This is a genomic window from Nonomuraea sp. WAC 01424 (assembly GCF_003947315.1).
GTDB classification, from domain to species: Bacteria; Actinomycetota; Actinomycetes; order Streptosporangiales; family Streptosporangiaceae; genus Nonomuraea; species Nonomuraea spiralis.
Window position 1 is genome coordinate 1 of record NZ_QHHZ01000017.1, and the last position, 11,693, is coordinate 11,693.

The window sequence follows — 11,693 nt, forward strand, 5'->3', positions numbered from 1 at the left end:
CACGCTGGAGGAATGGATCGAGCTCTGGAACGACAACGCCAAGCCGTTCCGCTGGACCAAGACCGCCGACCAGATCATCGACCGTATCTGTCGCTACTGCGACCGAATCTCAAAGCCGGCTCACTAGCCGCCGGAACGCGCCGTACGGGCTGGAGCCGGCGCGGGGCTGGCGGACGCGACTGCCGGCCCGCTGGAGGTCGGGTGAGGGCGCAGGCGGGCGCGGACGTGCCGCTGAGGCCACCGGCTCGGACAGAGCGAGGCCCAGCCCACGCGGGCGTCCAGCCCACGCGGGCGTCCAGCCCACGCGGGCGTCATATCGAGCTGGATGTCCCGCTGAGCCGGGCGGCTGGCTCGGCGGGTGTTCGGCGCGGTGTGGGTGGTCTGCCTGGCGGTTTCCGACTCGGCGGGGGGCTGATCAAGGCGGGTGCCTGGCCCGGGCGGGTTCGTGGAGGAGGGGGTCAGGGGATTGCTTGGGGGCAGTGGGTGGCGAGGGTGGTGTATTCGTTTCGGGGGATTCGGTGTATCGCCAGGCTCAGCCCGTTGCGTTCGGTGAAGCGGTGGAGGGCCGCCGGGGGCCAGTGGCCGGGGAGGTGGAGCAGGGGGGCGCCTGCCGGGTCGAGGACGAAGATGCCGGACAGGTCGTCGTAGCGGTACAGGAGGACGGAGGTGCCCGGCTCGACGGGAACCTCGGCGATCACTCCGGTCCTGCGGTACACCGACAACCTCCGCGAGGATTTCATCCGCAGGTACGGCCCCCCGGGCGGCCCCACGATCGCCCCGCGCCCGGCCTGCCACCGATGCATCCCGGTCAACAACGGCCGCGTGATCAGCAATGCGGGACTGAACACCACCATCAGCCATTTGGCCTCGATCATCTCCAGCAGGAAACGACCTAAGGACGAGACACTGCGCCAGGCCCCCCACATTCCGATGGTGCCCAGATACACCATCAATCCCAGCCCGGCGATTCCCGCGCACACGCTGAGCGCCTTGTTCCATTTGGTGGTCCGGGGCACCGGGATTCCGCGGAAACGCTGCCAGCCGGACCCGCGGGCGGCGAGGATCCGGCGGGCCCGCGCCGAGCTGTCGTTCCGGCCGTCCACGAGGGGGATGCCGGCTTTGGCGGAGAAGTTCCGCAGGTGGGGTGGGTGCCAGTCACCTGGGAGGTCCAGCATGACCAGGCCGTCGGGGTCGAGGGCCGCGACGCCCGTCAAGGTACGCGACCTCTTTCCTGAGCCGTCGACGGAATAGTCGTAGCGGTAGAGCGAAGCGGGCGACAGGGATGCCGAACGGCCGCCGGCATTGTCGGTGACGGTCAGAGTGTGGCCGTCGGAGGTCAGTCTGGTTTTCGGGCAGCGGGTGCCTTTCATCGCGCCGGCGACGGGAAGGATTTGCGCGTTCACAAGTGATCTCCCTCATCCGGAGCCCCCTTGCCGGGTACGACGGATAAGGACGTAATAAAGTTTCCGCCGCCGCGAATACTCAGATGAGGACCTTCACCACTCCGGTGAGCGCGAGCTGCACGAGCGCCAGCGGGACCAGACCCGCCCAGGCGAGCTTCTGGAGCTGGTCCTCGCGCAGCCGCGGGTACGTGACCCGCAACCAGATCACCACGAACGCCAGCACGAACACCTTGACCAGGGTCCAGATCCAGCCGGGCAGCAACGGGCCGTGCCAGCCGCCCAGGAAGAGCACGGTGGTCAGGAAGGACAGGACGACGATCCCGACGTACTCGGAGAGCATGAACAGGGCGAAACGCATGCCGGTGTACTCGGTCATCGGGCCCATGATGATCTCGGACTCGGCGATCGGCATGTCGAACGGCGGACGGCGCAGCTCGGCCAGCCCGGCGACGAAGAACACCACGCCGCCGATCGCCTGCCAGGGCAGCCACCACCACTGCCACGCCTCGACGATGCCGGGCAGCGACAACGTGCCCGCCGCCATCGCCACGGACGAGGCCGCCAGCACCAGCGGCAGCTCGTACGACATGAGCTGGGCCGCGGCGCGCATCGCGCCGAGCATCGAATACTTGTTGGCCGACGCCCAGCCCGCCATGATCGCCCCGAGCACGCCGACGCCCATGACAGCGAGTACGAAGAACAGCCCGAGATCGAGATCGACGGCGACCAGGTCGCGGTCGAGCGGGATGACGATCAGTACGATCAGGTAGGGGACGAGTGCCACCCCCGGCGCGATCATGAAGATGCGGCGGTCGGCCGCGGCCGGGATGACGTCCTCCTTCTGCATGAACTTCACCCCGTCGGCGATGAGCTGCGCCCAGCCGTGGAAACCGCCCGCGTACATGGGGCCGAGCCGCGACTGCATGTGGGCCATGACCTTGTGCTCGGTCTGGCCGATGATCAGCGGCAGCACCAGGAACACGACGAGGATGACGACGAAGCTCAGCACCACTTCAAGCATCAGGCGGACCCCAATCGGCCGGTACTCCGGGCGGAAGCGTCTTGCGGCGGCTCGGGGCGCCGTGCCCGGACTCGCCCGGCTCCTTGGCGCCCGGCCAGGGCTTGGCCACGCGGGCGGCGAGCACGAAGTCCTTGCGCAGCGGATGACCCTCGAACCCGTCGGGCAGGAGCAGCGGCACCAGGTACGGATGCTCCTCGAAGATCACCCCGAACATCTCGTACGTCTCGCGTTCGTACCAGTTGGCCCCGCGGTAGACGCCGACGGCGGAGGGCAGGCGCGGGTCGGCGCGCGGCACGCGGGTGCGCAGCAGCAGCCGCGCGCGTGTCTCCGGGTCGTAGACGTGGGCGACGACGACGAAGTCGTCGGGCGGCTCGTCGACGCCGGTGAGCCAGTCGAAGAAGGCGTGGCCGAGGTCGTCGCGGGCGAAGGTGAGCAGTTCGATCCAGTCGGCGGGGGCGACGTCGATCGTGGTCTCGCCGTACGACTCGCTGATGCCGGCGCGGTCGCCGAAGCGGGCGGTGATCTCGGCGGTGACGGGGGCGGTCACGTCTCGTCCTCCGAGCCGTGGGAACGGGACCAGACGTAGCGGTCGCTGAGCTTCTCCCCCGCGATCTTCTCCTGGAGCTTCATGATTCCGTAGAGCAGGGCCTCGGGCCGGGGCGGGCAGCCGGGCACGTAGACGTCGACGGGGATGATCTGGTCGACGCCGTTGGTCACGCAGTAGGAGTCCCAGTAGGGGCCGCCGGTGTTGGAGCAGGCGCCGAACGAGATCACGTACTTGGGGTCGGGCATCTGCTCGTAGAGGCGTTTCACGGCCGGGGCCATCTTGTCGGTGACCGTGCCGGAGACGATCATCAGGTCGGCCTGACGGGGGCCGTTGGCGAACGGGATCACCCCGAACCGGATGAAGTCGTGCCTGCTCATGGAGGTCGCGATGAATTCGATGGCGCAACAGGCCAGCCCGAAGTTGAACACCCACAGCGAGTAGCGCCGCCCCCAGTTGAGCACGAAGCGCATCGGTTTGGGCGCGAGCCTGGAGACAGGTCCGACGGTGGGCATCGGGAGATCCGTTGCTGCCATGTCGCCCATTCTTGCGCGAATCGCAGGTCAGGCAAAGGACACACCCAAGCCGACGGCACAGGACCACACGAAGACGACCGGTAGCGACAGCACGACCACACGAAAGCAACCGCCGGAACGGCGCGACCACAGGAGACCAACCAGCCGCGACAAGCGCGGCCGCGCCGGAGGCGACCGTGCTCGGCGAGCGCGTGACCGCAGCAAAACCGCCGTAAAGAGGAAGCGGGTCAGTAGTACAGGGCTGATTGGGCGTGTTCGCGGAGACCGTGGGCCACGCGGTCCGCCGGGCGCGCCAGCTCCTCCTCGATCTCCTCCATCGCCTCCGCCCGCACCCGCGCCTCCGTGTACGGCAGCGCCTCCAGGTGTTCACACCTCAGGTACGTCGGCGGATGCGTCCTGTCGACCCGCAGTTCCTCCTGCCTTGCCTCCTCTCGCAACTCGTCGATCTCGGCCTCCGAGATGCCCGAGACACGTGCCCGCAACTCCGCCCACAGGTCCTGCCGTCCCACTGCGAGGGTCTGCGTGCTCAGGAACCGGGCGGCGCGTACGCCCTTCGTGGTCGTGGCGCCTAGTGCGGAGATGGCCGCCTCGGTCCCGCCTACGCGGGCCGCGATCGCGTCGGCGCGGTACTCGGCCCGCTGCGACGACCGGTACATCAGCAGCTCCAGGACGAAGATGAGCCCCCTGACGGGCAGCCCGACGATCACGAGCAGGCTCTCGGCAGCCAGCGTCGACAACCCGTCGCCCGGCTGCCAGCCGAACCGGGTCACCTCCCGCAACTCACCCAGCGAATACAGCGCCCCGCCGACGGCGAACCCATGTCGGGCGTCGCCGTTGCGCGAGTGCGCCATCTCGTGGGCGAGCACCGACACGCGTTCGGCCGGGGTCAGGATCAGCCAAAGGGGGTAGCCGATCTCGATCAAGGGGCGCCTGCGCCAGCCGTACGCGGTGAACGAGGCGTTCACGTCGCCGCCGAGAACGACGAGGTCGGTGCGGCGCGCGCCGACCTCGGCGCCGATCCGGTCGATCAGCTCGAACAGGCGCGGCGCGTTCTGCCGTGTGAGGGTCTCGGCTCCCCCGGGGACGCGTACGGGACGGGGACGCAGCAGCCAGGCGAGGTCGAGCACGATCGCCCCGATCGGGACGCTGAGGACGGTGAACCTGGTAACCAGATAGCCGCCGAGAGCCAGGAAGGCGAACGGGAGCAGGTGGACCACAGCGGCGAGCGCGTAACCGGCCGTCCGCGCGAGTCCGCCGGAGCCGCCCTTGTCGGTGCTGGCGTTCTCGCGGGCGGCTGTGATCACGTCGCGGTGCAGGCCCTGGACGGCGGCCGTGTGCCGTCGCGCCCGTCGGCTCTTCACGGTGTTCGGCACGGCTCACAACCTGCCGAGTGGCGCGGGCCGCGGCCAGCACGCGGTGGTAACGATCTACGTCCAGGACAGGACGCGTTTGCGCCAGGCGTACAGGATGCCGAGGGCGATGAAGCCGAGGAACACGAACATCTCGACCAGTGTCGTGACCCCGTAGCCGGGCGCGTCGAAGACGGTGGCCCAAGGGAAGAGGAAGACGGCGTCGACGGCGAAGACGACGTAGAGGTAGGTGAAGACGTAGTAGCGGACCTGGGACTGCGCCCAGCCGTCGCCGACCGGGTCGACGCCGCATTCGTACGTCGTCAGTTTCTCCGCGGTCGGCCTGGTGGGCCGCAGGAGCCGGTTGATCGTGAGAGCCCCGGCCACGATGGCGACACCGATCCCGAACAGCACGGCGACCAGCACGTAGGACCCGTAGTAGTCCTCCATGACGTGATCGTAACCCAGTCAAACCTCTGACCCCATACCCCCAAGACGGGGCAAAAGGTAAGATCCCCCACATACCCTGACAGACATGCACCAAACGCGATTCTTCGCCGGAATCGCTCTGCTGGCCCTCTCGGCCGGAGGCTGCGGGCTGGCCTCCGCCTCCCCCGAGCGGGACGTGCTGGTCCCGGCAGAGCCGACAGCGATCGACTTCGTCGACCCCGCGACAGTCGTCGGCCTGTCCACCGCGACCCTCACCAACGAGGACGACCACAGCAGATACGTGCACATCAGCTACCCCGAACTGACCGACGCGCCGGGCCTGAACCACGCCCTGCGCGCGGAGGCCGAGCGGCAGCTGCACGCCTTCCGCGCCGCCAAGAGCGTCAACGGCGACTACCCGCGTTCCGAGCTGAACGTGGACTGGCAGCTCGCCGCCCGTTCCCCGCAGGCCGTCGGGGTACGGCTGCGTACCGGCGAGTTCCTGGGCGCGAGCTGGGGCAACTCCACCCGTACCTTCTGGTTCGACCCGCGTACCGGCAAGGCGGCCGGGTCCATGGCGCTGCTCGGCGGGCAGCAGTCGCTGGATCGGCTCGCGGTGCTGGTCAAGGAGCAGCTCAAGGGGCGCGGGCCGCAGATCGAGCGGGCCGGCGTACGGGCCGAGGCCGACCAGTTCGACTCCATGGCCTTCAATCGGAGCGGTGACCTGGTGGTCGAGTTCGACGACTGCCAGGTCGGGCCGTGCTCGCTCGGCCGGGTGGCCGTGGCCGTCCAGGCGGGGCGGGTGGCGCCGCTGCTGTCCGAGCTGGGACGGCGGGCGCAGGAGAGCGTACGGGAGGCCGCCCGCAACGCCCCTCCGGCCGGGCCGGAGACGACCCCCACGACCAGCCCGGAGGCGTCCAGCAACCGGGCGGGCAGCGTGAACTGCGCGAGGACCAAGTGCGTGGCGCTGACGTTCGACGACGGGCCGGGCCCGCAGACCGGGCAGCTGCTCGACCTGCTGGCCGCGGAGAAGGCGCGGGCCACGTTCTTCACGATCGGGACGAACGCCATCGCGCAGCCGGGCCTGCTGCGCAGGATGAGCGCGGAGGGCCACCTGGTCGGCAACCACTCCTGGTCCCACCGGGACCTGTCGAAGCAGCCGACCAGCAAGATCGCCGACTCCTTCGGGCGTACCGAGGACGCCGTCAGGGCGGCGATCGGGCAGGAGCCCACGCTCGTCCGCCCGCCCTACGGGGCGATCAGCAAGGACGTCCGCGACGTCGCCCGCGACCTGGACCTGTCCCTGGTCGGCTGGGACGTCAACAGCAGGGACGAACCCGGCGCCAAGTCGTCGGAGATCGCCGACCGCGTGCTGGAGAAGGCCCATCCCGGCGCCATCGTCCTGCTGCACGACACCAACCGCGCGACGATCGACGCGATACCGAGCATCCTGCGAGAACTCCGCGGGAAGGGTTACACCTTCGTGACCGTTCCAGAGTTGTACGGCTCAGCAGACATGCGCGCCGGACGCCTGTACGAGTCGGGGAGCCCGCAGTCGCGTAAGCAACCCCTGACGTAGCACACGTGTTGGGGGGACGTATAGTTGGCGCTCGTGACCCGAACCGTCCTCTTCGCACGCCTGCATGTAGACCTCTGCAGGCTCGCGTCAGGGCTGTGTCGTCGTTCTCCCACCTCACCCTGACTTCCGACCGCGTTACCCGCTTTGTCGGGCTGGCAAACGCGTGACCTTCCGAGGATCTAGCATGGAAACAGAGAACGCGCCCAAAGCAACCGCGCCTTGGCGCGTCGAGGAGGACTGAGCTGTGACGAAGCAGGTCCAGCAACTCGACCGCGTGATCATCAGGTTCGCCGGAGACTCCGGCGACGGCATGCAGCTCACCGGCGACCGCTTCACCGCGGGAACGGCGGAGTTCGGCAACGACCTGTCGACGCTCCCCAACTTCCCCGCCGAGATCCGCGCGCCCGCAGGAACCCTGCCCGGTGTGTCGAGCTTCCAGCTCCACTTCGCCGATCACGACATCCTGACGCCCGGCGACGCGCCCAACGTGCTCGTGGCCATGAACCCGGCGGCTCTGAAGGCCAACCTCGGCGACCTGCCGCGGGGTGCCGACATCATCGCCAACATCGACGAGTTCACCAAGCGCAACCTGCAGAAGGTCGGCTACACGGCCAGCCCGCTGGAGGACGACTCCCTCAGTGAGTGGCGCGTGCACGCGGTGCCGCTGACCTCGCTGACGGTCAAGGCGCTCGAAGGCTTCGAGATCTCCAAGAAGGACGCCGAGCGCGCCAAGAACATGTTCGCCCTCGGCCTGCTGTCGTGGCTCTACCACCGGCCGACCGAGCAGACGGTGTCGTTCCTGGAGCAGAAGTTCGCCAAGAAGCCCGACATCGCCAAGGCGAACATCGCGGCCTTCCAGGCGGGCTGGAACTACGGTGAGACGACCGAGTCGTTCTCGGTCTCCTACGAGGTCAAGCCGGCCAGGCTGGCTCCCGGCGTCTATCGCAACATCTCCGGGAACCAGGCCCTCGCCTACGGGCTGATCGCGGCCAGCGTGCAGTCGAAGCTGCCGCTGTTCCTGGGCTCGTACCCGATCACGCCGGCCAGCGACATCCTGCACGAGTTGTCCAAGCACAAGCGGTTCGGCATCCGCACCTTCCAGGCGGAGGACGAGATCGCGGGCGTCGGCGCGGCGCTGGGGGCCGCGTTCGGCGGGGCGCTGGGCGTGACCACCACCTCGGGCCCCGGCGTGGCGCTGAAGGCCGAGACGGTCGGCCTCGCGGTCACCACCGAGCTGCCGTTGATCATCGTTGACGTCCAGCGCGCCGGTCCCAGCACGGGCATGCCGACCAAGACCGAGCAGACCGACCTGCTGATGGCCATGTTCGGCCGCAACGGCGAGTCGCCGGTGCCGATCGTCGCGCCGCTGTCGCCGAGCGACTGCTTCGACGCGGCCGTCGAGGCGGCGCGGATCGCGGTCAAGTACCGCACCCCGGTCATGTTGCTCTCGGACGGCTACCTGGCCAACGGCTCGGAGCCGTGGCGCCTGCCCGAAGTTTCCGACTTGCCCGACATTTCGCAGGAATTCACGACCGAGCCCAACGGCGAGAACGGCGAGTTCCTGCCCTTCAAGCGGGACACCGAGACGCTGGCCCGCCCCTGGGCCATCCCCGGCACGGCCGGCCTCGAACACCGCATCGGCGGCATCGAGAAGGCCGACGGCACCGGCAACATCTCCTACGACCCGGACAACCACGACCTGATGGTCCGCACCCGGGCCGCCAAGATCGCCGGGATCGACGTGCCCGACCTCGAGGTCGACGACCCCGACGGCGACGCCAAGGTGCTGGTCATCGGCTGGGGCTCGACGTACGGGCCGATCGCGGCGGCCGTACGGCGCATCAGGCGCGGCGGCGGCAAGGTCGCCCAGGCCCACCTGCGCCACCTCAACCCGCTGCCCGCCAACACCGGCGAGGTGCTCAAGAGCTACGACAAGGTGCTGCTGCCCGAGATCAACCTCGGTCAGCTCGCGCTGCTGCTGCGGGCCCGCTACCTCGTCGACGTGATCAGCTACAACCGCGTGCGCGGGCTCCCGTTCAAGGCCGAGGAGCTGGCCGGAGTCATTCAGGACGTGATCGACAGTGACTGAGCTGGTGAACGGGAAGGGCCTGAGCCTGGTTCCCAAGACGGACGTCAAGCAGGGGCTGAAGGACTTCAAGTCCGACCAGGAGGTGCGCTGGTGCCCGGGTTGCGGCGACTACGCGATCCTGGCCGCGGTGCAGAGCTTCCTGCCGGAGCTGGGGCTGCGACGCGAGAACATCGTGTTCGTCTCCGGCATCGGCTGCTCCTCGCGGTTCCCGTACTACCTCAACACCTACGGCTTCCACTCGATCCACGGCCGCGCGCCCGCGATCGCGACCGGCCTGGCCGCCTCCCGGCCCGACCTGTCGGTGTGGGTGATCACCGGTGACGGCGACGCGCTGTCGATCGGCGGCAACCACCTGATCCACGCGCTGCGCCGCAACGTCAACCTGAACATCCTGCTGTTCAACAACAGGATCTACGGTCTGACCAAGGGCCAGTACTCGCCGACCTCCGAGGTCGGCAAGATCACCAAGTCGACGCCGATGGGCTCGCTGGACAAGCCGTTCAACCCGATCTCGCTGGCCATCGGCGCCGAGGCGTCGTTCGTGGCCCGGACGATCGACTCCGACCGCAAGCACCTGCAGTCGGTGTTGCGCGAGGCCACCGCCCACCGGGGCACGTCCCTGGTGGAGATCTACCAGAACTGCAACATCTTCAACGACAACGCCTTCGAGCAGCTCAAGGACCCCGAGGTCCGCGACGACATCACGGTGCGCCTTGAGCACGGTCAGCCGATCGTGAGCAACTCCAAGGCCGTCGTGCGCGCCGCCGGCGGCGGCATCGAGGTGGTCGCCAGGGACACCGTGAGCGAGGACCAGATCCTCGTGCACGACGCCCACAACCCCGACCCGTCGGTGGCCTTCGCGCTCAGCAGGCTCGACGAGCCCGCCTTCGAGCACGTGCCGATCGGCATCTTCCGGCAGGTCGACCGCCCGGCCTACGATGTGCTGATGGCCGGGCAGCTTGAGGAGGCCGTGGCGCAGAAGGGCCCCGGCGACCTGAGCGAGCTGCTCATGGGTGGAGACACCTGGCGCATCGGCTAGTTCCTGTAGAAGATGGAGCCGTCGCCCGAACGGCTCCATCTTCCACCGGAGGTCGCTCCACGATGTCGTACTGGCCCGAGACCGTGGTGCTGGTGACCGGAGCCGCCGGATTCATCGGCTCCCATCTGGTCGCGCGCCTGCGCGCGCTCGGCGCGCAGGTGCACGCGGTCAGCCGCCGTCCGCAGCAGGCCCGCCACGGCGAGATCTGGCACGAGACCAGCCTCGACGACGCCGCCGGCACCGCGCGGCTGTTCCGGTCCGTACGCCCCGGGCTGCTGTTCCACCTCGCCGGCGAGGTCACCGGGTCGCGGGGGGACGAGGTCGTCCGCGCCACGCTGGAGAGCAACGTCGTGGGCGCGGTCAACGTGTTGTCGGCCGCCCGCGAGCACGACGTCCGCACCGTGTTCACCGGCTCGATCGAGGAGCCGCGGCCGGGCAACGACCACGCGCCGCCGTCGTCGGCGTACGCGATGTCCAAGTGGGCCGCCACCGGTTACGCCCAGCTCTACCACCGGCTCTGGGACCTGCCCGTCACCGTGTTGCGTCCGAGCATGGTCTACGGCCCGGCCCAGCCCGACGTGACCAAGCTCGTGCCGTACGTGACGCTCTGTCTCCTGCGGGGCGAACGTCCCCGGCTCAGCAGGGGCGCCAAGCTGGCCGACTGGATCTACGTGGACGACGTCGTGGACGCGTTCGTGCTGGCGGGCCAGACGGACAAGGCGGTCGGCCACACGCTCGACATCGCCACCGGCGTACGGACCGCCGCGTACGAGGTCGTCGAGCGGCTCTACCGCATCGCCGGCGCGGGCGCGCGGCCCGAGTTCGGCGCCGCGCCCGACCGCCCGCACGACATCACCCAGGTCGGCGACATCGCCCCGGCGGCCGACCGGCTCGGCTGGACCCCTGCCACGGAATTGGACGAAGGGTTGCGCCGGACGGTCAATTGGTATGCATCCCAAGAATGTCACGAAGAAACGCGCTCTTAGCCGCGCAGGCGAAATTCTGGGAGCATAGGGCTACTTATTCCGGCCCGAAGGAGCGCCTTTATGAGCCGCCTGAACGCCCTGCGCAGTCGTTTCGTGGACGCTCCCGACTCGCTGGGGGCCAAGGCGCGGGCACGTAGGTGGGAATGGTTCGCCGGCCGTTTCCCCGACCTCGACCGGATGAGCGTCCTCGACCTCGGCGGCACGGCCGGGGCCTGGATGCGCGCGCCGGTCAGGCCCGCGCACGTGCACATCGTCAACCTCGAACAACCGCCCGCCGACCTGCCGGCGTGGTTGCGGGCCGACGTCGCCGACGCCTGCGACCTCCCGCCCGGGATCCGCTCCAGCCGCTACGACCTGGTCTTCTCCAACGCCGTCATCGAGCACGTCGGCGGCCACCTGCGCCGTCAACGCTTCGCCGACACCGTGCACGAGATGGCCGAGCGCCACTGGGTGCAGACGCCCTACCGGTACTTCCCGGTCGAACCGCACTTCCTGTTCCCGGGGTTCCAGTTCCTGCCGCTCGCCGCGCGGACGACGATCCTGCGGCGCTGGCCGCTGGTCCACACTCCGACCTCCGACCGGGACGCCGCCCGGATGATCGCCATGGAGGTCGAGCTGCTGAGTGTGACCGAGATGCGGCACTACTTCCCGAAGTCGCAGATCCGCTTCGAGCGGCTGGCCGGGCTGGTGAAGTCGGTCATCGCGATCCGGAGCTAGC

General features: G+C 69.0%; 12 protein-coding genes. 6 read left to right on the plus strand and 6 right to left on the minus strand.

The genetic code is table 11. The features are described 5' to 3' along the window. Positions 1–458 precede the first annotated feature (458 nt). From DMB42_RS38715 to DMB42_RS38740, 6 genes are all read right to left on the minus strand, one after another. Entirely contained in the window at positions 459–1,403 is a 945-nt protein-coding gene (locus DMB42_RS38715; protein WP_125643690.1) for a hypothetical protein, read from the minus strand. 79 nt (positions 1,404–1,482) lie between these two features. After that, the gene (nuoH, locus tag DMB42_RS38720) at positions 1,483–2,424 is read right to left on the minus strand and encodes an NADH-quinone oxidoreductase subunit NuoH (protein WP_125643692.1); all 942 of its coding nucleotides are present in this window, start codon (positions 2,422–2,424) and stop codon (positions 1,483–1,485) included. Further along, positions 2,417–2,971: an NADH-quinone oxidoreductase subunit C gene (locus DMB42_RS38725; RefSeq protein WP_125643694.1), complete on the minus strand. Its 555-nt coding sequence runs from the start codon at positions 2,969–2,971 to the stop codon at positions 2,417–2,419. Before DMB42_RS38725 ends, nuoH begins: the two co-directional genes overlap by 8 nt. Beyond that, positions 2,968–3,483, minus strand: coding sequence for an NADH-quinone oxidoreductase subunit B (locus tag DMB42_RS38730; protein WP_221762560.1), 516 nt, complete (start codon positions 3,481–3,483; stop codon positions 2,968–2,970). The genes DMB42_RS38725 and DMB42_RS38730 overlap by 4 nt, the downstream gene beginning before the upstream one ends. 248 nt (positions 3,484–3,731) lie before the next feature. Beyond that, on the minus strand, positions 3,732–4,877 hold the full coding sequence (locus DMB42_RS38735; protein WP_125643697.1) for a M48 family metalloprotease: 1,146 nt from the start codon (positions 4,875–4,877) through the stop codon (positions 3,732–3,734). A 54-nt stretch (positions 4,878–4,931) separates the two neighbouring features. Beyond that, complete coding sequence (locus DMB42_RS38740) at positions 4,932–5,303, minus strand: NADH-quinone oxidoreductase subunit A (protein WP_125643699.1); 372 nt, start codon at positions 5,301–5,303, stop codon at positions 4,932–4,934. Positions 5,304–5,388: 85 nt separating this feature from the next. Between DMB42_RS38740 and DMB42_RS38745 the strand changes: the two genes are divergently transcribed. The 6 genes from DMB42_RS38745 (at position 5,389) to DMB42_RS38765 (ending at position 11,692) form a co-directional block, all read left to right on the plus strand. Continuing rightward, the gene (locus tag DMB42_RS38745; protein ID WP_125643701.1) at positions 5,389–6,861 is read left to right on the plus strand and encodes a polysaccharide deacetylase family protein; all 1,473 of its coding nucleotides are present in this window, start codon (positions 5,389–5,391) and stop codon (positions 6,859–6,861) included. Positions 6,862–6,894: 33 nt separating this feature from the next. Then, complete coding sequence (locus tag DMB42_RS56480; protein WP_311132193.1) at positions 6,895–6,984, plus strand: putative leader peptide; 90 nt, start codon at positions 6,895–6,897, stop codon at positions 6,982–6,984. Between the two features lie 121 nt (positions 6,985–7,105). Continuing rightward, the gene (locus tag DMB42_RS38750; protein ID WP_125643702.1) at positions 7,106–8,950 is read left to right on the plus strand and encodes a 2-oxoacid:acceptor oxidoreductase subunit alpha; all 1,845 of its coding nucleotides are present in this window, start codon (positions 7,106–7,108) and stop codon (positions 8,948–8,950) included. Continuing rightward, positions 8,943–9,989: a 2-oxoacid:ferredoxin oxidoreductase subunit beta gene (locus DMB42_RS38755; RefSeq protein WP_125643704.1), complete on the plus strand. Its 1,047-nt coding sequence runs from the start codon at positions 8,943–8,945 to the stop codon at positions 9,987–9,989. The genes DMB42_RS38750 and DMB42_RS38755 overlap by 8 nt, the downstream gene beginning before the upstream one ends. A 62-nt stretch (positions 9,990–10,051) precedes the next feature. Continuing rightward, positions 10,052–10,975 carry an NAD(P)-dependent oxidoreductase gene (locus DMB42_RS38760; protein WP_125643706.1) on the plus strand — a complete coding sequence of 308 codons (924 nt, stop codon included), beginning with the start codon at positions 10,052–10,054 and terminating at the stop codon, positions 10,973–10,975. A 60-nt stretch (positions 10,976–11,035) separates the two neighbouring features. Then, the gene (locus DMB42_RS38765; RefSeq protein ID WP_125643708.1) at positions 11,036–11,692 is read left to right on the plus strand and encodes a class I SAM-dependent methyltransferase; all 657 of its coding nucleotides are present in this window, start codon (positions 11,036–11,038) and stop codon (positions 11,690–11,692) included. Position 11,693 lies beyond the last annotated feature (1 nt).

What these genes read in the sequence shown, in the direction of transcription:
- DMB42_RS38745 (WP_125643701.1), top strand. Translation starts at nt 5,389, where the DNA reads ATGCACCAAACGCGATTCTTCGCCGGAATCGCTCTGCTGGCCCTCTCG.
- DMB42_RS38765 (WP_125643708.1), top strand. Translation starts at nt 11,036, where the DNA reads ATGAGCCGCCTGAACGCCCTGCGCAGTCGTTTCGTGGACGCTCCCGAC.
- nuoH (WP_125643692.1), bottom strand. Translation starts at nt 2,424, where the DNA reads ATGCTTGAAGTGGTGCTGAGCTTCGTCGTCATCCTCGTCGTGTTCCTG.
- DMB42_RS38730 (WP_221762560.1), bottom strand. Translation starts at nt 3,483, where the DNA reads ATGCCCACCGTCGGACCTGTCTCCAGGCTCGCGCCCAAACCGATGCGC.
- DMB42_RS38760 (WP_125643706.1), top strand. Translation starts at nt 10,052, where the DNA reads ATGTCGTACTGGCCCGAGACCGTGGTGCTGGTGACCGGAGCCGCCGGA.
- DMB42_RS38740 (WP_125643699.1), bottom strand. Translation starts at nt 5,303, where the DNA reads ATGGAGGACTACTACGGGTCCTACGTGCTGGTCGCCGTGCTGTTCGGG.